The organism is Deinococcus aquaticus, assembly GCF_028622095.1.
GTDB lineage: Bacteria > Deinococcota > Deinococci > Deinococcales > Deinococcaceae > Deinococcus > Deinococcus aquaticus.
The window spans coordinates 2,038,436-2,056,646 of record NZ_CP115165.1 but is presented as its reverse complement, the minus strand read 5'-3'; the positions used below and the strand labels follow the sequence as shown (position 1 = coordinate 2,056,646).

At 69.3% G+C, this 18,211-nt stretch carries 20 protein-coding genes and 1 tRNA gene; 13 read left to right on the top strand and 8 right to left on the bottom strand.

Annotated features, from left to right (window positions below; genetic code table 11):
* Positions 1-66 precede the first annotated feature (66 nt).
* The gene (locus M8445_RS09930; RefSeq protein WP_273987613.1) at positions 67-672 is read left to right on the top strand and encodes an antibiotic biosynthesis monooxygenase; all 606 of its coding nucleotides are present in this window, start codon (positions 67-69) and stop codon (positions 670-672) included.
* Positions 673-738: 66 nt separating this feature from the next.
* On the opposite strand, the gene M8445_RS09925 is transcribed toward M8445_RS09930, so the two are convergent.
* From M8445_RS09925 to M8445_RS09915, 3 genes are read right to left on the bottom strand one after another with little or no spacing between them, the layout of a single operon-like run.
* Positions 739-1,206 carry an NfeD family protein gene (locus M8445_RS09925; RefSeq protein ID WP_273987612.1) on the bottom strand — a complete coding sequence of 156 codons (468 nt, stop codon included), beginning with the start codon at positions 1,204-1,206 and terminating at the stop codon, positions 739-741.
* Positions 1,207-1,210: 4 nt separating this feature from the next.
* Positions 1,211-2,131, bottom strand: coding sequence for an SPFH domain-containing protein (locus M8445_RS09920; protein WP_273987611.1), 921 nt, complete (start codon positions 2,129-2,131; stop codon positions 1,211-1,213).
* Positions 2,132-2,153: 22 nt separating this feature from the next.
* A complete protein-coding gene (locus M8445_RS09915; RefSeq protein WP_273987610.1) occupies positions 2,154-2,726 on the bottom strand; it encodes a histidine phosphatase family protein in 573 nt (190 codons plus the stop codon).
* 81 nt (positions 2,727-2,807) lie between these two features.
* On the opposite strand from M8445_RS09915, the gene M8445_RS09910 reads away from it, so the two are divergent.
* On the top strand, positions 2,808-4,271 hold the full coding sequence (locus M8445_RS09910) for an ATP-binding cassette domain-containing protein (RefSeq protein WP_273987609.1): 1,464 nt from the start codon (positions 2,808-2,810) through the stop codon (positions 4,269-4,271).
* Between the two features lie 5 nt (positions 4,272-4,276).
* Positions 4,277-4,843, top strand: a complete 567-nt coding sequence (locus tag M8445_RS09905; protein ID WP_273987608.1) for a PsbP-related protein — start codon at positions 4,277-4,279, stop codon at positions 4,841-4,843.
* Between the two features lie 170 nt (positions 4,844-5,013).
* On the opposite strand, the gene M8445_RS09900 is transcribed toward M8445_RS09905, so the two are convergent.
* Together M8445_RS09900 and rplS are read right to left on the bottom strand one after the other, a co-directional pair.
* A complete protein-coding gene (locus M8445_RS09900; protein WP_273987607.1) occupies positions 5,014-5,826 on the bottom strand; it encodes an HAD hydrolase family protein in 813 nt (270 codons plus the stop codon).
* A 152-nt stretch (positions 5,827-5,978) separates the two neighbouring features.
* The gene (rplS, locus tag M8445_RS09895) at positions 5,979-6,449 is read right to left on the bottom strand and encodes a 50S ribosomal protein L19 (protein ID WP_273987606.1); all 471 of its coding nucleotides are present in this window, start codon (positions 6,447-6,449) and stop codon (positions 5,979-5,981) included.
* A 193-nt stretch (positions 6,450-6,642) separates the two neighbouring features.
* On the opposite strand from rplS, the gene M8445_RS09890 reads away from it, so the two are divergent.
* The 5 genes from M8445_RS09890 to M8445_RS09870 all read left to right on the top strand — a co-directional run bounded on the left by M8445_RS09890 (position 6,643) and on the right by M8445_RS09870 (position 11,006).
* Positions 6,643-7,428 carry a hypothetical protein gene (locus M8445_RS09890; RefSeq protein WP_273987605.1) on the top strand — a complete coding sequence of 262 codons (786 nt, stop codon included), beginning with the start codon at positions 6,643-6,645 and terminating at the stop codon, positions 7,426-7,428.
* Between the two features lie 191 nt (positions 7,429-7,619).
* The gene (gene lipB / locus M8445_RS09885) at positions 7,620-8,336 is read left to right on the top strand and encodes a lipoyl(octanoyl) transferase LipB (RefSeq protein WP_273987604.1); all 717 of its coding nucleotides are present in this window, start codon (positions 7,620-7,622) and stop codon (positions 8,334-8,336) included.
* 6 nt (positions 8,337-8,342) lie between these two features.
* Positions 8,343-9,335 carry a lipoyl synthase gene (gene lipA / locus M8445_RS09880; RefSeq protein ID WP_273987603.1) on the top strand — a complete coding sequence of 331 codons (993 nt, stop codon included), beginning with the start codon at positions 8,343-8,345 and terminating at the stop codon, positions 9,333-9,335.
* 59 nt (positions 9,336-9,394) lie between these two features.
* A complete protein-coding gene (locus M8445_RS09875; RefSeq protein ID WP_273987602.1) occupies positions 9,395-10,102 on the top strand; it encodes a hypothetical protein in 708 nt (235 codons plus the stop codon).
* Positions 10,103-10,151: 49 nt separating this feature from the next.
* Positions 10,152-11,006, top strand: coding sequence for a CBS domain-containing protein (locus tag M8445_RS09870; RefSeq protein WP_273987601.1), 855 nt, complete (start codon positions 10,152-10,154; stop codon positions 11,004-11,006).
* Positions 11,007-11,098: 92 nt separating this feature from the next.
* On the opposite strand, the gene M8445_RS09865 is transcribed toward M8445_RS09870, so the two are convergent.
* A tRNA-Ile gene (locus M8445_RS09865) sits at positions 11,099-11,175 on the bottom strand.
* A gap of 93 nt (positions 11,176-11,268) precedes the next feature.
* Positions 11,269-12,399: a dGTP triphosphohydrolase gene (gene dgt / locus M8445_RS09860; RefSeq protein WP_273987600.1), complete on the bottom strand. Its 1,131-nt coding sequence runs from the start codon at positions 12,397-12,399 to the stop codon at positions 11,269-11,271.
* 207 nt (positions 12,400-12,606) lie between these two features.
* Here dgt and M8445_RS09855 point away from each other — a divergent pair, with 207 nt between their 5' ends.
* Both M8445_RS09855 and ribF read left to right on the top strand, forming a co-directional pair.
* Positions 12,607-13,164: an NUDIX domain-containing protein gene (locus M8445_RS09855; protein ID WP_273987599.1), complete on the top strand. Its 558-nt coding sequence runs from the start codon at positions 12,607-12,609 to the stop codon at positions 13,162-13,164.
* Positions 13,161-14,072 carry a riboflavin biosynthesis protein RibF gene (ribF, locus tag M8445_RS09850; protein WP_273987598.1) on the top strand — a complete coding sequence of 304 codons (912 nt, stop codon included), beginning with the start codon at positions 13,161-13,163 and terminating at the stop codon, positions 14,070-14,072. The genes M8445_RS09855 and ribF overlap by 4 nt, the downstream gene beginning before the upstream one ends.
* 82 nt (positions 14,073-14,154) lie before the next feature.
* Here ribF and M8445_RS09845 read toward each other — a convergent pair whose 3' ends face one another.
* A complete protein-coding gene (locus M8445_RS09845) occupies positions 14,155-14,685 on the bottom strand; it encodes a DUF6174 domain-containing protein (RefSeq protein ID WP_273987597.1) in 531 nt (176 codons plus the stop codon).
* A 141-nt stretch (positions 14,686-14,826) separates the two neighbouring features.
* Between M8445_RS09845 and M8445_RS09840 the strand changes: the two genes are divergently transcribed.
* From M8445_RS09840 to M8445_RS09830, 3 genes are all read left to right on the top strand, one after another.
* Positions 14,827-15,702, top strand: coding sequence for a 1,4-dihydroxy-6-naphtoate synthase (locus tag M8445_RS09840; protein ID WP_273987596.1), 876 nt, complete (start codon positions 14,827-14,829; stop codon positions 15,700-15,702).
* Positions 15,703-15,965: 263 nt separating this feature from the next.
* The gene (locus tag M8445_RS09835) at positions 15,966-16,847 is read left to right on the top strand and encodes an alpha/beta fold hydrolase (protein WP_273987595.1); all 882 of its coding nucleotides are present in this window, start codon (positions 15,966-15,968) and stop codon (positions 16,845-16,847) included.
* A gap of 125 nt (positions 16,848-16,972) precedes the next feature.
* Positions 16,973-18,211, top strand: coding sequence for a PQQ-dependent sugar dehydrogenase (locus M8445_RS09830; protein ID WP_273987594.1), 1,239 nt, complete (start codon positions 16,973-16,975; stop codon positions 18,209-18,211).

Here is an 18,211-nt window from a genome sequence, read left to right as displayed (position 1 = left end):
TCGGGCGGGGGTTTCTTGTATCCCCGGATGGGGCGTGGAGGCCGGATACGGTAGACTGCGGGGCTGATGTCTGCCCACCTTGACCCCGCCACTCCCGATCCTTCACCCACCAGCGCTCCCCCGACCGGGACGGGCATCACCCTGGTCGTCACCGAGCGGGTGCGCCGCTCGCAGCTGGAGGCGTACGAGGCCTGGGCACGCCGCCTGCACGTCCTTCAGGGGGCGCGGCCGGGTTTCGTGGGGCTGCATGTCCTGCGGGACCTGAGCGGGCCGGTCGCGGAGTACGTGACGCTGGTGCGCTTCCGGGACCGGGCGTCGCTGGAGGCGTGGCGGTCATCGCCCGCCTACCGCGAGGCGCTGACGGAACTGGACCGCTTCACAGCGGGCGAGGTCGAGTACCGCGAGGCGCAGGGGCTGGAGGCGTGGTTCGACCGGCCCTCGCGGCTGCCGGCGCCGCCGCTGTGGAAGAACGTGCTGGTGGGCGTGGTGGGCGTGTACCCGCTGATCATGCTGTTCGCGTGGCTGCTGGCTCCCGTGACGGGCGACTGGCCCGCCTGGGCGGCCACGCTGGCGACCGCCACGCTGTCCACCATCTTCCTGAACTGGCCGGTGCTGCCACTGCTGTCACGGACGCTGCGGCCCTGGCTGTACCCGGTGCGGCGCGGCACGTAGACCGGGAGAACAGCAGGCGCGGCCAGAGCAGATGCCCTGGCCGCGTGCCGCATTCTCTGAATCAGCTCAGGTCCAGGTGCCGTTGACCTCACGGACGTGCAGGGTCGCGCCGTCGGCCGCGACGATCAGCACGCGGGACCCGGCGGGCGTGTCGGGGCCGGTGGCGCGCCACTCGCCGTCCGCGACGCGCACGCGGCCCACGCCGTTCTCGATGGCCTGCGTGACGGTCACGGTCTGCCCGACCAGCCGGCCGCTGCCCAGGTTCAGGCCGTTCGACTCGGGCGAGTCGGGCAGCAGGCGGCTCAGGTAGCGTCGGCCCAGCAGGACGCTGGCAACGCTCAGGGCCGCGAACAGCAGCAGTTGCACGGCGACCGGGACCGGCAGGACGAACACGACCAGTCCCAGCGCGAAGGAGGCCAGGGCCAGCCACACGAAGAACACGCCGGGCGCGGCGACTTCCAGGATCAGCAGCAGCGCGCCCAGCACCCACCAGTGCCAGGGTTGCACGCGCTCCAGGGTGGGCAGCCAGTCCACGCGCCTAGTCCTTGCGGCCGCCGAAGGCCTCACGCGCGACTTCCGCGATGCCTTGCAAGCTGCCGAGCACACTGACGGCCTCGACCGGCAGGATCAGCGTCTTCTGGTTGGGGGCCGTGGCGATCTCTTTCAGGGCGTCCACGTACCGCTGCGCGACGAAGTAGTTGATGGCCTGCACGTTCCCGGCGGCGATGGCCTCGCTGACCATGCGGGTCGCTTCGGCCTCGGCCTGCGCCTGCCGTTCGCGGGCCTCGGCTTCCAGGAAGGCGGCCTGCCGGCGGCCCTCGGCGTTCAGGATCTCGGCCTGTTTCTCGCCTTCGGCTTTCAGGATGGCGGCCTGCCGGAAGCCCTCGGCGTCGAGGATGTTGGCGCGTTTCTCGCGTTCAGCTTTCATCTGGCGGGCCATGCTGGCGACCAGATCGGCGGGCGGCTTGATGTCCTTGACTTCTATTCGCGTGACCTTAATGCCCCAGGGGGCGGTGGCCTCGTCCACCACGCCGAGCAGGCGGGCATTGATCTGGTCGCGGTTGCTGAGGAGTTCGTCAAGGTCCATGCTGCCCATCACGGTGCGGATGTTGGTCATGGTGAGGTTCAGGCTGGCCTGCTGAAGATTCCCGACCTCGTAACTGGCCTTGGCGGCGTCGAGCACCTGGTAGAACACGACGGCGTCCACGGTGACAAGCGCGTTGTCGCGGGTGATGATTTCCTGGCTGGGCACGTCGAGGACCTGTTCCATCATGTTGACCTTGCGGCCGATCCGGTCGATGTACGGAATGATCAGGTTCAGGCCGGGGTGGAGGGACCGCTGGAACTTGCCGAAGCGTTCCTGGGTCCACTGGTACCCCTGGGGCACACTCTTGACCCCGGCAAGCAGCGTAATGATGACCAGCAGCAGCAGAACGCTGACGAAAACAGTGAATCCCATGATGCCTCCTGTGTACCGCTCCTTACGCGCCGGGCCGCGCGAAGGTTCCCTGCGCAGGCTGGTACGGCCAGGGCACGGTCATGCTGCCCAGCAGTGGCAGCGCCCGCCAGACCGTCCAGGGGTCACGGCCGGTCAGGTGGGCGGCGAGCAGGCTGATGACCGTGCCGTGCGACACGACGGCCACGCACGGCTGCGGGTGGGCCGCCATGACGGCCGTGACGGCATTGGTGAACCGTGTCAGGGCGTCGCGGGCGCTTTCCTCACCGCTGACCACCTGCTCCGGAAACTGAAAGACCCGGCGGATGTCCGCTTCGAACCCGGCCGGGTCGGGTCGCCAGGGGGCCGTGTAGCGCAGTTGCTCGTGCAAGCCCTGCATGGGCCGCAGCGGCACACCCAACGCGGCGGCCAGTCCCTGCGCGGTGGCGTGCGCCTTGGGTTCCACACTGCACGCCACGAGGTCCGGGCGGGGGTGCAGGGCCGCCAGCAGGGTGGGCAGTCCGGTCAGGGCATCGTCGGCCAGCGGCCAGTCGTGCGCGGGCACCTGCGGGTCGGTCACTGGGCGGCCGTGCTTGATCAGGTGCAGCGTGCGGGTCATGCCCCCAGCAAAGCACGCACCTGCCCGGCGCCGTGCGCGGTTTGCCGTCTGCGCTGCGCCGGGGCCGCTAGACTCGCGGGCATGACGGCGCTGGTGACCTTGAAGGACGTGACGGTGGTGGCCGGGGGCCGCACGCTGCTGAGCGGCGTGACGCTGGAGGTCGCGCGGGGTGAGGCGCTGCTGCTGCGCGGCCCGAACGGGGGCGGCAAGACTTCGCTACTGAGGCTGCTGTCGGGCGAGGTCGCCCCGCTGCGCGGCGAGCGGGTGTACCGGCTGGGCGGGCAGGAGCAGCAGTCGGCGGTGCGGGCGCGGCGGTCCCTGGCGGTGGTGGGCCCGGACGCGGAAGCGTTCTACCTGACGCGCGACTGGGCGGTGACGGTGCGGGACCTGCTGCTGGGCGCGGCGCGCGGCGAGCGCCTGAACCTGTGGGAGGCCACTCCTGCCGAGGAGCGGCGCGTGGCCGACGTGGCGGCCCTGACCGGGCTGGGGGCGTTGCTGGGGCGGGACGTGCGGACCCTCAGTCACGGGCAGCGGCGGCGGGCAGTGCTGGGCGCGGCATTGATGCCCGCGCCGGAACTGCTGCTGCTCGACGAGTTCACGGACGGCCTGAGCGGCGAGGCCCGCGCGGAGCTGGGCGGCGTGATTGCCGCCGTGCACGCCTCGGGCGTATCGGTCGTGCTGGCCTCTCACCGACCGGAGGAAGCGCCGGACCTGCCGTGGCGGACCCTGAGCGTGCAGGACGGGCGCGTAGAGACGACGCTCCCCACCCGCCTTGACGCGCCGGACTGGCCGGCCCTGCCCTCCCCCCCCACTGCCGGACTGCCGCGTGAGCTGGTCTGCCTGGAGAACGCGGCGGTCTACCGCAACGGGCACCGCGCCCTGGGACCCCTCACGTGGTCGTGGCAGGCCGGGCAGCACTGGCTGGTGACCGGCGAGAACGGCAGCGGCAAGAGCACCCTGGCCCGCCTGATCGCCGGGGAACTGCACCCCGCCCTGGGCGGGCAGGTCACGCGGCCCTTCCTGACGCGCGACCTGCTGAGCGACCGGCGGCGCGGTGTGGGACTGGTCAGCGCGGAACTGGGCATCCGGCAGCGGCGCGAGTGGACCGGCCGGGACGTGATCGGCAGCGCCTGGGACGGCACGGAAGGGTTCACGCACACCCTGAACGCCGCGCAGCACGCCGAGGTGACCCGGCTGGCCGCCGTCCTGAACGTCACGGACCTGCTGGACCGCCCGGCCGACACGCTCTCGCAGGGGCAGTTGCGGCGGCTGCTGCTGGCCCGCGCCGCCGCGCACCGCCCGCGCCTGCTGATCCTCGACGAGGGCCTGGACTTTCTGGATGCCGGGTCACGCGCCGCGTTCCTGGGCTTGCTGCCGGACCTCGTGCGCGGCGGCACGCACCTGCTGATCGTCGCGCACCGCGCCTCCGACGCGCCGGCCGGCCTGACCCACCACCTGCACCTGTCGGGAGGCCAGGCCGCCTTCCATGGACCGCGCACACCCGGCGCGGCGTCAGATTCGGCTCACCTTCAGGCACTACCCTGAGCCGCATGAAGCGCGCCCTCCTGACCCTCGCCCTGCTCGCCACGCCCGCCCTGACCGGTACGGCGTCTGCTCAGACCGCTCCCGCCGCCGCGCCCACCACGGCGGAACAGAAGACCATTGAGGCCATCACGGCCCGGAGCGACCGGGGCTTCAGTCTCCGCGTGCCGGCTGGCTGGACTCCCCTGAAGAACGTTCCGGATACCGACGTGGCCTTCGCGTTCAAGACGGTCGGAGCGCTCCGGCCCACCGTGACTGTCCGCACGCAGGACGTCGAACCGTCCATCAAGGCGACTCTGGCCGACTTCCGGGACCTGTTCGCCGGGCAGCTCATTAAGGAAGTGCCGAAACTGAAGATGCTGGGTGAGAAAACCATCCGCGTCAACGGCACGCCCGCCATTCTCTGGACGTACACCGGGGACGGCGAAGGCGGTGGCGTCCGCTGGTCACAGGTATTCACGGTTAAGAACAACCGCCTGTACACCGTCACTCTGATGATTCCCAACGGCGCACCGGCCGACCTGATCGAATCGGGCCGTGAGATCCTCAATTCCTTCGCGCTGACCGGTAAGTAACCAGAGCCGTTCTCTGCTTCGCAGCCGTTCCAGTCTGTCGTGTCCGGCAACGTTTCCCCGCCCGGCCCGCTTATGACACAGACTTCATGACCAATGCTCCGGAAGCGGACCTTCACAGGAAAGGGCAGGGCGATGAGTGCCCTGCCCTTTCCTGTGGCCCGCTGCGCCGCTCAGCGGGCGGCAGCCAGCCGGTCGGCCCAGGCGTGCAGGAACGCGCCCAGGTGCTCCTGTTCGGGTACGCGGGCGTTGGCGTGGGGGGTCAGGAGGGGCAGTGATCCGACCTGCACGGCGTACGCGGCGACGTCCAGCATGGCTTCGTCGTTGTCGCTGTCTCCGAAGGCGACGGTCTGCGTGTGCGGCACGTTCAGGGCGTCCGCGATCAGGGTCAGGGCCGCTCCCTTGTGCGCGCCCTGCGGCGTGACGGTCAGGAAGTGCGGGTACGGGTCCTGCGCGCCGGTCAGGACGAGGTGCGGGTGCGTGGTCCGCAGCCGCCCGGCGAACGCCGCGACCTGCGGGTGGTAGTACCCGACTTTCAGGATGCCTTCGCGCGGCGCGTCGGCCAGGGGTCGGTACTGGCGCAGCACCATCCACGGTTCGGGTTCCACGCCGGGCGGCAGGTCCACGTACAGGCCGTCGGCGGTGAACAGGACCACGCGGGCGCCGTTCAGTTCGTGGGCCAGCGCGGCTTCCAGGTCCGCGTCACTGAAGCGGGCCTCGGTGTGCAGGTCCTCTCCGATCAGGACGCGGCCTCCGTTGTTCGTGGCAACGGCGTCGGGCTGCATGACCCGCAGCACCTGCGACGGCGGCGTGTCCCGTCCTGTGATGATGGCCAGTTTCACGCCCAGCGCCCGCAGTCGCGCCAGGGCCTGCGCCGCGTCGGGCTGCACCTCGCGGCCCGCGTCGGGGATCAGGGTGCCGTCCAGGTCGAAGGCCATCAGGAGCGGCAGGGTCACGGGCAGGTCGGCGGGCAGGGTCACGGTCACGCGCGGCAGCCTAGCGCGTCCGCCCGGCAGCGCGCGAGGACGCAGGGCACATCCGCCGGGCCGGGCGCACTCAGGCCGGGTGACATAAGAGCGCGCCGCCCCCGTGACTGGGGGCGGCGCGGTGAAACCGGTGGGCCTGAGCCCGGTGGGGCTTACTCGCCCTGGGTTTCGGGGGCGGCGGTTTCGGTGGGGGCGGGCGCGGCGGCCTTGGCGGCTTTCTCGGCCTGGGCGCGCGCGGCGTCCTTCATCACGCGGCTGCGGTCGTTCTTGATGCGGGCTGCCTTGCCGCGCAGGTCGCGCAGGTAGTACAGCTTGGCGCGGCGGACCTTGCCGCGTTCCAGCACGGTGATCTTGGCCAGCAGGGGACTGCTGAACGGGAACACGCGCTCGACGCCTTCACCGAAGGAGATCTTGCGGACGGTGAAGCTCTTGCGGCTGCCCGAGCCGTTGATGGCGATGACGACGCCTTCGAAGGCCTGGTTGCGGGTGCGGGTGCCTTCCACGACCTTGGTTTCCACGCGGATGGTGTCGCCGGGGCGGAAATCGGGGGCGTCGGTCTTGATGTGGGGCTGCTCGACGGCGCGCAGAATGGCGCCACGGTTCGCTTTGATTGCGTGCTGCATGGGTTGCTCCTTCGGGCAGCGGACCGTCCCACCGTCCCGCTGTCTGCGGGCAGAGACGTTCGTACTCCTGGGTGAACAGGTCGCCGCCAGGGGCAGTCGACCGGACCGTAACAGTATACGCGGCGCAGGCCCGGGCAGGCAAGTGAAGGTGACGTCACCTTATGAGTGTGGCGAAACCGGCAGTCTGAGGATCATGAATTCCGTGCCTGAAATGGCGGCCGGCTCCCTGGCCGAGGTCCGCGAAGTGTCCCTGCAGCAGCGCCGCCGCGTGTCAGAGGTCCGCGCGCGTGAACACGTGGGCGCGGCCGGCTGGGAGCAGACCAGTGTCCTTGAAACCATCATCCGGGCGGGTCGTGAGGGTCTGGCGGCCACGGACGCCCTGCGGCAGGTCGTGACCCTGACGACCGAGCAGCTGCGGGCGCTGCCGCTGAACGCCACGAGCGAGGCGCGGGACGAGCAGGTCGAGGCGTTGCAGCACATTCAGGAGAGCGGCGAGGTGCAGGTCATGGCGGCGCAGGCGCTGGATACGCTGGTGTGCGAGGCGCTGGAGAGTGTCGCGCGGACACCCATGAACGAGGTCAGCCTGGGCCGCCTTCAGGCGATTCACCGGCACGTGCGTGAGCAGGTGCAGACGCTGGAGACGATCATGCAGGCCGCGCAGGTGCAGGCAGATACGCTGGCGCAGGTGCAGCGGCTGGAGCAGGTGAGCGCCGAGTACCAGGGGCGCGTGTCGTCGCTGCGGCAGTTGAGCGCGCAGGATGAAGCGCAGGCCCTAGGGACGGCGGGCGAGCAGCTCGTGGAGCGTATCGCGGAACTTGATGAGGCCGCGCCGGAACAGGTGAGCGCCCTGACCCGCATCGGGGAGGCCGTGGCGGACAAACTGACGGAAACGGGCGTCTCGAACACCGAGCAGGCGCAGGCGCTGGAAGACCTGGCGCAGCTGATGGAAGAGAAGGCCGGGGAAGTGCGTCAGAGCTGAAACTCGCAGGAGGGAGGCGGGGGTCAGGGGGAGCGCAGCAGTCCCTCCCGGCCCCCGCCTCGTCCGTCCGGGTGGGCCGAACGCTCCCGACCAGCGCGGGGCGCAGGATTCACCAGCATCACTGGTCAATACAGCCCGAACACCCGCCTGCGACACGATAAAAGGCCCGCAGCGCGGCGTACAATCGCCGCATGACGCACCCCCCCTTCGACGTTCTGGACCTCGGCGTCACGCCGTACCGGGACGCCTGGGACCTTCAGAAACAACACCACGAGCGGGTCGTGGCCGGGGGCCGCCCGGTCCTGCTGCTCGTGGAACACCCCCCCGTCCTCACGCTGGGCCGCAAGGCGCGTGAAGGAACCAACATCATCGTCACGCGCGACTACCTGACCCAACAGGGCATAGAAGTGCTGGAAGTCGAACGCGGCGGCGACGTCACCTACCACGGCCCCGGCCAGCTCGTCGCGTACGCCATCTTCCCCGTCGGCCGCCGGGTCGCGGACTTCCTGCGCCTGCTGGAACAGGCCACCATCGCCGCGCTGAGCGACCTGGGCCTCCCGGACGCCCGCCCGAACCCCGGGTACGCCGGCGTGTACGTGGACCCCAGAGAAGTCAACGGCCGCACGTACGACCAGAAGATCGCCTCGTTCGGCGTGGCCGTGAAGCGCCACGTGGCCCTGCACGGCCTGGGACTGAACGTCACCACGAACCTCCAGCACTTCGAGCTGATCGTCCCGTGCGGCCTGGACGACACGCACATGACCAGCGTGCAACGCGAGCACGACCTGCGTGGCACCGGGCGCCGCGTGACCATCCCGGAAGCCACGGCCGCCCTGAGCCGCGCCTTCACCACCACCTTCGCCACCTACGACTGGACGCTGCCGGCCACCGCCGCAGCGGGGAGCTGACCGACCATGACCCAAGAGAACACCCCCAAGGAACCCAAGTTCATCAAGAACGGCATCTACCGCAAAGACAGCGTGCCGGTCCGCGAGAAGAAACCCGAGTGGCTGAAAGTCACCATCCCCACCGGGCAGGTGTTCACGGAAGTCCGCAAGATCGTCAAGGAACACCGCCTGCACACCGTGTGCGAGGAAGCCATGTGCCCCAACATCGGCGAATGCTGGAGCCGCGGCACGGCCACCTTCATGCTGATGGGCCACATCTGCACCCGCGCCTGCCGCTTCTGCGCCGTGGACACCGGCAACCCCATGGGCAAACTCGACCTCGACGAACCCCAGGGCGTCGCCGAGAGCGTCAAACTCATGGGCCTGAAGTACGTCGTGCTGACCAGCGTCGACCGTGACGACCTGCCCGACGGCGGCGCGTACCACTTCGCCAAGACCGTGCAGGCCATCAAGAAACTCAACCCCGAAACGCGCGTCGAGGCCCTCACGCCCGACTTCGGCGGCAACCCCCACTGCGTGGACCTCGTGCTCGACAGCGGCGTGGACACCTACGCACAGAACCTCGAAACGGTCCGCCGCCTCACGCACCCCGTCCGCGACATCCGCGCCGACTACGACCAGACCCTCAAGGTCCTGGCGCACGCCAAGCAGGCCCGCCCGGACGTCATCACCAAGACCAGCATCATGCTCGGCCTGGGCGAAACCCGCGAGGAACTCACGCAGACCATGCGCGACTGCCGCGCCGCCGGCGTGGACGTCCTGACCTTCGGGCAGTACCTGCGCCCCACCATGCACCACCTGCCCGTCGAGCGCTACGTCTCCCCCGCTGAATTCGACGAACTGCGCGACGAGGCCATGGCCATGGGCTTCCTGGAAGTCGTCAGCGGCCCCCTGGTCCGCAGCTCCTACAAGGCCGAGCAGATCGTCATGGACCGCCCCGGCAACCTGCCCGAACACCTCGCGCACCTCGGCGAAGGCAGCGAACTCAGCCTGATCTGAGGGCAGAACACACGACACATGGGGACCGGCACTGGACGCCCGGTCCCTATGCTGTATGCATGCCCTCCACAACCATGAGTGTGAACCGCCTGGAACTGCTGAAGTTCATGAACTCGGGCGATCTGGACGCCAATGGGCACCACACCGGCATGACCGGGCTGATTGGCGAACCGCTGGCGGTCGGGCTGATCCTGCATTACCTGCGTCAGAAACACCCGGACGCAGCGTGCGTGAGCATGAAGGTCACGACGGGGGCGAAGAAAGGCCCCAGACTGGACGCCTGGATTTACGACGGTCAGGGAAAGCTGTACCAGACCGAGATCAAGATGTGGGGCGGAAACGCCATCGGTGGAGTCTATCTCGCGCCAGACACCTCGAAAGAGAAACTCCGCGAGATCGGCCAACGCCAGTGGCACAGGTGGATCTGGGATCAGGAGAACACGAAGTTTCAGGAAGCACTCGTTCAGAAAGTCCTGACTCGCATGAAGCTACCCGACGGATATGAAAGAGAAAAATACCGGGTCGAGCCACTGCTGTGCCTGTGGTGGCTCGTTCATCCCGACGATACGGACACCAGTTGGACTACCGTGCCGCTGCCACAGGATTCGCCGTTGCCGCAGGAATCACCGTTCAAGCAGGTACATGTCTTCTCGCTGACCCGCTACCTGATGAGCCTGACCGATGACGTGCTGCATCTCGAACTCCCCCTGCTTGGACAGCGGTTCGCGTGGCTGGACCGCATCTTCCCCGACCCTTCCACTACGTAATGCCTCTGTAATCTGGCCGGCGCACGCTGCGGGCAGGAGGTTTCACCCCATGCCGGAACCCAGACTCGTGCAGGACGCCATGCACCACCGCGCCGTGACCATCGGCGCGCACGAACTACTCAGCGCCGCTGTGGTCGCCATGCAGGAACTCGGCGTGAAACGCCTGCCCGTGGTGCAGGCCGGCCGGGTGGTGGGCATCGTCACGGACGGCGAGGTGCGCCGCGCCCTGCCCGCCCTGAGCGAGGGCCTGAGCGCCTGGGCGTTCACGGACCGCGTGGGTCGCGTGCGCGTCAGCCAGATCATGCGGCGGCCCGCGCTGACCACCACGCCCGGCACGCCCCTGGCCGCCGCGATCCGCGTGATGCTGGACCGCCGGGTGGGCGGTCTGCCGGTCGTGCAACCCGACACAGATGAACTGCTGGGCATGCTGACCCTGACGGACGTGCTGCGCGCCGAGGAGCATCAGCCCCGGTTGCAGTGGGGGTCGGCCGATCAGCACATGACGCGGGGCGTGATCACCGTGGGCGCCGACGACCCCCTCAGTGACGGCGCGGCCCGGCTGCACGTGGCGCGCCTGCGGGTCCTGCCGGTCATGGACGGCCCCACACTGGTCGGCGTGCTGCACGAAACCGATGTGGCGGCCGCCCTGGACCGCGCCGGGGGAACGCACGGCCCCACCGTACTGGGCGCGCAGTTCCTGCTGCCGGAATTGAAAGTCCGTGACCTGATGCGCCCACCCAGCGGGTACCTGCGCGAGGGAACGCCCATGCGTGACGCCCTGACCCGCATGCTGGAAGCCGATGTGCACGGCCTGCCGATCATTGACGGCGGCGGTGAACTGCTGGGCGTGATCACCATTAGCGACGTTCTGAGAACCCTGCTGGGCGAGAGTACACCCGCCTGACCTCACGCTTTCGCCAATATGCAGCTGGATGCATACCAGCACGCCCCGCAGGTAAAACGAAAGAACCCCGTCATTGACGGGGTTTCTATTCTTGGTGCGGATGCCCAGACTTGAACTGGGGACCTCACGCTTATCAGGCGTGCGCTCTAACCAGCTGAGCTACACCCGCGCACCTTTGTTTACTTCGCGCTGTCCTCTCGGGCAGGCGGGCATAAATGTATCAGGGGGGCGGGAAGCTGTCAACTGCCGGGGTGGGGTGGGGTCAGCGGGGCCAGGTGGTGGGGGTGCCGGTGGCGGTGAGGGCAGCGTGCATTTCGAGGGCGTAGCGGTCGGTCATGCCGGCCAGGTAGTCGCAGGTGGCGCGGGGCAGGCCGCTGGTGTGGGCGAGGTCGCGGTAGCTGGGGGGCAGCATGCTGGGGCGCTGCTGAAGGGCGGTGAACAGGGTGGTGAGGACGCCGGTGGCCTGCTCGACCTGCATTTCAACTCGCCAGTGGCGGTACAGGTTGTCGCGCAGGAAGGTGCGGGCGCCGCCCAGGAGGGCCTGCGTGGCGGGGCTGTAGGTGATCAGGCCGCCGGTGTGGGCGCGGACCTGGGTGGGGGTGTTCAGGCCGCTGGTGGTGATGGCGTGGTCGCTGGCGTGGGTCAGGTCGCGGATGAGCCAGCCGAGCAGGTGGCGGTGCAGGGTGCGGCGGCCCTGTTCGGTCAGCGGGTGGGGGTTGACGCCGGTGGTGGTCAGGAGTTCCTGCCAGAGGGGCAGGCCGGCGAGGTGGTCGGGGGTGATCAGGCCGCTGCGTAGGCCGTCGTCGAGGTCGTGGGCGGTGTAGGCCAGGGCGTCGGCGGCGTCCACGAGTTGCGCTTCTAGGCTGGGCTGGCCCAGGCCGTCCCGGTGGTGTTTGTTCAGGCCGTCGAGGGTGTCGAGGGTCAGATTCAGGCCCGTGTAATCGCTTTTGGGGTGTTCGAGCAGCGTGACGATGCGCCGCGCCTGCAGGTTGTGGTTGAAGCCCCCGTCGCCTTGCATCAGGGTGTTCAGCACGCGTTCCCCGGCGTGCCCGAAGGGGGGGTGGCCGAGGTCGTGGGCCAGGGCGATGGTTTCGGCCAGGGGTTCGTTCAGGCCGAGGCTCAGGGCGACGCTGCGGGCGACCTGCTGCACTTCCAGGGTGTGGGTCAGGCGGGTGCGGTAGTGGTCCCCGGCGGCCGAGAGGAACACCTGCGTCTTGGCTTCCAGGCGGCGGAAGGCGGTGGTGTGCAGCACGCGGTCCCGGTCGCGCTGGAAGGCGGTGCGGGTGTCGCTCTCGGCTTCCGGGTGCTCGCGGCCCCGGTGGTCGCGGCTCAGGGTGGCGTGGGGGGCCAGGGTGCTGGCCTCGCGGGCTTCCAGGTCGCGGCGCGTGATCATGTGGCCAGTGTGGCAGACGGTGGGCGGGCGCAGGGGTGATACGGACTCCGATTGAATGGGTTGCAAAACCCGTTCAATCCGAGCGGATGCGAGTGGGAGTCAAGCGGGTTCCGGACGTGGAGCTGGCAATCCGGTGAAGTTCCGGATTGTTAGCGAAACAAACGGAATCCGTATGAGGGGTGGGGGCGGGTGCTTTACAGTCTGGGCATGAGCGGAAGTCAGGACGGGCCGGGCGCGGCGGGCACGCGGGTGGTGTTCGACGGGCACATCGTGCGCCTGGAGATCATGGACGGGAAGTGGGAGATCGTGCGGCACGCGAGCGCCGTGGCGGTCCTGGCCCTGAACGGGCGCGGCGAGATGCTGCTGGTGCGTCAGGCGCGGCGGGCGGTGGGCGCGGTGACGGTGGAGGCCCCGGCGGGCCTGATCGACGCGGGCGAGGAACCGGTGGGCGCGGCGCGGCGGGAGCTTCAGGAGGAGGCCGGACTGGACGGGGACATGGAACTCCTGACGCGCTTCTACTCCAGTCCCGGTTTCTGTGACGAGGAGCTGTTCGTGTTCCACGCGACGAACCTGCGCGAGAGCAAGTTGCCGCACGACGAGGACGAGGAAGGCATCGAGGTGCTGTGGCTGCCGCCGGCGCAGGTGCTGTCGGGCCTGCGGGACGGCTCGCTGGTCGGGAGTGCCTCGACGGTCACGGCGGCCCTATACGGCCTTCAGCTGCTGGCCGGGAGCGCTGCCGGGAGCGCCGGGCAGGAACCGTCGTGAAGACGTACGTCTCCCCTGGCCAGCGCCCCGACACGGCGACGGTCGTGGCGGTCGGGTCGTTCGACGGCGTGCACCTGGGCCATCAGGCGCTGATCGCGCAGTTGAAAGCCAAGGCGCGTGAGCACCGGGTTCCCAGCGTGGTGTACACCTTCGACCCGCCCACGCGGGTGCTGACGCAGGGCGTGGAGTTCCTGTCCACCCTGCCCGAGAAACTGGACCTGCTGGGCCGCTACGGGATCGACGAGACGATCGCGGCGTCGTTCACGCCGGAGTTCGCGTCGCGGCCCAAGGAGGCGTTCCTGGACGACCTGCGGCAGCTGCGGCCCCGCACGGTCGTGGTCGGCGAGGACTTTCACTTCGGGCGGGGCCGGGCGGGCGGCGTGGAGGACCTGCGCCGGGTCGCACCGGAAGTGGTGACGCTCCCGATGCATCAGCTGGGCGGCGAGGACATCAAGAGCACCCGCATCCGCGAGTACCTGAAGGCCGGGGACGTGGTGGGCGCGGGCCGCCTGCTGGGCCGCCACTACGACGCGCAGGGCGTGGTCGTGCAGGGCGACCGCTTAGGCCGCACGATCGGCTGGCCCACCGCGAACATCCGCGTACCGGACGGCAAGGCCCTGCCGCTGGGCGTGTTCGCGGTCGTGGCGGTCGGGGACCCGGCACTGGAGGGCGGGGGACGCTGGCACGGCATGGCGAACGTGGGCTTCCGCCCGACCGTCAGCGGCGTGGACCGGCGCTTCGAGGTGAACCTGTTCGATTTCAGCGGTGACCTGTACGGGCAGGAGTTGCAGGTGAAGTTCTTCGCGCACCTGCGCGGCGAGCAGAAATTCAGCGGCCTGGACGAACTGAAAGCGCAGATCGCCCGCGACGCCGACGCCGCCCGCGAGGCCCTGAAAGACGTCCGCTGACAGAAGCGTTGACCCTCTCCCCAGGGGAGAGGGCGCCGCGCCAGCGGCGGGTGAGGGGTGTGGCGGGTGAGGGGTTACGCGCTTACTTCAGGGGCGTGAAGTTGCGGATGCTCCACTCGCCGAAGCCGTCGGCGATGCCATTGTCGCCCATGCCGGAGTACACGCGGGTGGGGTAACCGAGCGCCGGGTCGAAGCTGAGCTGCACGTCCGGGCAGGCGGCCCGGGACTGGAGTTGCAGCGTCTGGAACAGGTCGTCGAAGCGCGCCTCGATGGTCTGCGGGGCCAGGTGGTTGGGTTCCCCCTCCTGGCCGGGCAGCAGGTCGGTGCGGGTCACGCGGCCGCCCACGACGGTCACGCGGGTTTCGGGGAACAGGACGGGCGCGGCAATCTGGCGCAGGTCGTAGGTGTAACTGGCGGGCCGCTGCACGTTCCACTGGGTGCGGGCGCGGGACAGTTGCGCTTTCAGGGCCGTGAAGTCCGGGCGCACGTACCCGTCGCGGCAGGTGGCGACCGGGGCGGGGCGGGGACCGCCGCCGCCCGCCTGCGCGGTGTTCAGGGCGCTCAGGGCGACGAGAGCGGCGGGAATCAGCAGGGCGGCGCGCAGGGGTGACATGCCACGCAGCGTACCCGCCCAGGCTGACGCGAGGCTGAGTCTGGCGCTGGCCGTTCGTTACGGCAGGGGGCGGGACGGCAGCGGGCAGGACGGTGGCTGGCCTCGCGTTCCGCGTGGGCGGGCGGGCGTACCCTGGGCGGCATGAGCCCGGATGCCCTTTCCCCCGTTTCAAGTGACCTGCCGGCGGTGCTGGACCTGGGGTACTCGCTGTGCCCGAACGACACGTTCATCTTTCACGCGCTGCACGCGGGGCTGGTGCAGGGGCCGCTGCCGGTGCGCGAGGTGCTGGAGGACGTGCAGACCCTGAACGACTGGGCCACGCAGGGCCGCCTCCCCATGACGAAAATCAGTTACCGCGCGTACTTCAGCGTGATGGACCGGTACGTGGCGCTGCGCGCTGGCGGGGCGCTGGGCCGGGGCGTGGGGCCGCTGATCGTGACGCGCGGGGACGTGCAGGACCTGAATGGCCGCACGGTCGCCTCGCCGGGCGCGCTGACCACGGCAGAACTGCTGCTGAGGCTGGTCTTCCCGCAGGTGAACGTGATCCGCATGCGCTACGACGAGGTCATGCCCGCCGTGCAGCGCGGCGAGTTCGCGGGGCAGCCCATCGACGCGGGCCTGATCATCCACGAGTCGCGCTTCACCTTCCACGAGTACGGGTTGACCCGCCTGCTGGACCTGGGCGCGTGGTGGGAGCAGGACACCGGCCTGCCCCTGCCGCTGGGCGCGATCCTGGTGCGCCGGGACCTGCCGCTGGCCGTGCAGCGCGACCTGAACGCGGCGGTGCGTGGCAGCCTGGAGTACGCGTACGCGCACCCGGAAGCGTCACGCGGGTACATCCGGCAGCACGCGCTGGAGATGTCGGACGAGGTCATGCAGGCGCACATCGACCTGTACGTGAATCCCTTCAGCTTGGACGTGGGCGAGGAGGGCGAGCGGGCCGTGCGGGAACTGCACCGCCGGGCGGTGGAGGTCGGGGCCGCGCCCGCCACGAGCCGGACGTTGTTCGTCGAGTGACCGTGGCCGCCGGTGGCTCTGGCCGGGACGGCGGGACTGTCGGGGTGGCGGTCCGGCCCGGTTCATGAACGTCCTGCTGAGCTGACGTTGTGGGGGCGCTGAACGAAGCTTCACAAGGTGGGGAGGCCCCCGTTGCGGCAGGAGGGCCTCTGGGATGGTGGGTCCGTTCCAAGCCAATCTGCCGGGTTCCGGCCGGCACCTGAAGTGGGGTGCCTGCGGTGAATATTCCGACGGCGGGTTCATTCCCCAGCGAGGCCCACCCCATGAAACGATCCCTGACTACCTTGACTACCCTGACCGCCCTGCTGTGTGCTTCTGCCCTGGCGGGCGGCGCGCAGGGCCAGACCATTCCTGACCGCGGGACCGTGACCGTCAACGGCGCGACCGTCTTCTACAAGGCCACCGGTTCCGGCGAGCCCCTGCTGCTGATTCACGGGTATCCCCTGAGTGGGGAACTGTTCAAGAACAACCGTACCCTGCCCGGTTACCGCGTGATCACGGTGGACCTGCCGGGCTTCGGCCAGAGCCGCGCGCCGGGCCGTGAGGCCAGCATCGAGAACTACGCGACCACCATGCTGGGCTTCATGGACGCCGTGGGCCTGGACCGCGCCGTGGTGGGCGGCATGAGCATGGGCGGCATGACGCTGCTCCAGATGTACAAGACTGCCCCCGACCGCTTCAAGGGCCTGATCCTGATCGACACGACCGCCGAGCCGTCCGGCGTGGCCGAGAAGGCCAACTGGCTGGGCACCGCGCAGCAGGCCGAGCAGAAGGGTGTGGCCAGCCTGGTCGACATCCTGATGCCGCGCATGCTGACCTCGGTCAGCCGCAGCACCATGCCCAATCAGGTGCAGCACCTGGGCGGTCTGGTCAAGGCCGCCAGCCTGAACGGCGCGGTGGGCGGGGCCGTGGCGCTCGCCAACCGCCCGGACGCCAACCCGGTCCTGCCGACCATCCGCGTCCCCACCCTGATCATAGCGGGCATGGAAGACAACCTGACCCCCACCGAACTGCAGGTGAAGATGAACAAGGCCATTCCCGGCAGCCGACTGGTGAACATTCCTGGCGCGGGCCACGCGGCCACCTTCGAGAAGGCCCTGGCCGTCAACGCCGCCCTGCGTGCCTGGCTGCCCACCACTCGCTGAGCGGACAGGGTCGGGCGGGCTCTGCTATGCCCGCCCGACCCTCTGTTCTGCCTCCCCTCTGTTCTGTCTCCCCTCTGGCCTGCCATTTCTCCCGCCTGATTTCCGTGTTCACACAAGGAGTGTCCATGACCCGAATCCTCACCCACCTGCTGGGGGCGGCGCTGCTGAGCGGCGCGTCCCTGGCCCAGACGGCTCCCCCCACACCCCGCCCGATCGCGCCGGGCGAGCCGCCCGTGACGGTCACCGCGACCCGCAACGAGCCCATGCCGCTGGAATTCACGGCGGATAAACTCTCGCGCCTGAAGGTGCCGGCCGGGTTCACGCTGAAGGTCATGGCGACCGGGCTGGGGAACGCCCGCATGCTGCACGTCATGCCGGACGGTGGGATCTACCTGTCGCGCCGCGCGCAGGGCGACGTGTGGTACCTCAGGGACACCAACCGTGACGGGCAGATCAGCGCCACCGAGCGGCGTCAGGTGGCGCAGAACATGAAGCTCGCGCACGGCATGGACGTCAAGGACGGCCGGATGTACGTGGTGGGCGAGAAGACCATCTGGGTGATGGACATTGCCCGCGACGGGTCCCTGAGCGTGCCGCGCGTGTTCGCGGACGGCTTCCCGGACGCCGGGCAGCACCCCGCCCGCACCCTGAAGTGGGGCCCGGACGGGTACCTGTACGCCAGCTTCGGCTCCACGAACAACGACGCTCCCACCCCCAACCCGGAAGAGGCGACCATGCTGCGCCTCAGCCCGGACGGCAAGACCCGTGAGATCTTCGCGCGTGGCCTGCGCCACACCATCGGCTTCGGGTGGCACCCGGTCAGCGGCGTGCTGTACGGCGCGGATCAGGGCAGCGACTGGCACGGCGACAACATCCCGCCCGAGGAGCTGAACGTGATCGAACGCGGGAAGAACTACGGCTGGCCCTTCTGCTACGGCGACAAGCAACTCGACCCGTACGTGAACGTGGGCAACATTCCCGGCAGGATCACCAAGGCCGAGTACTGCGCGGGCACGCAGGGCAGCGTCCTGAACTACACGGCGCACGCGGCGGCCATCGCCATGAACTACTACACCGGCACGCAGTTCCCGGCCGAGTACCGCAACGACGCGTTCGTCGCGTTCCGCGGCTCCTGGAACCGCAGCGAACCCAGCGGGTACGAGATCGCGCGGGTCGTGTTCGACGCGCAGAACAAACCCGAGCGGATCGAGCCGTTCATCACGGGCTTCGTGTACCAGGACGGGGACGTCTGGAAGCAGTTCGGGCGGGTGGCGGGCGTCGCCACGTACACGGACGGCAGCCTGCTGTTCACGGACGACCAGAGCGGCGTCATCTACCGCGTGCTGTACACCGGGGGGAACTGA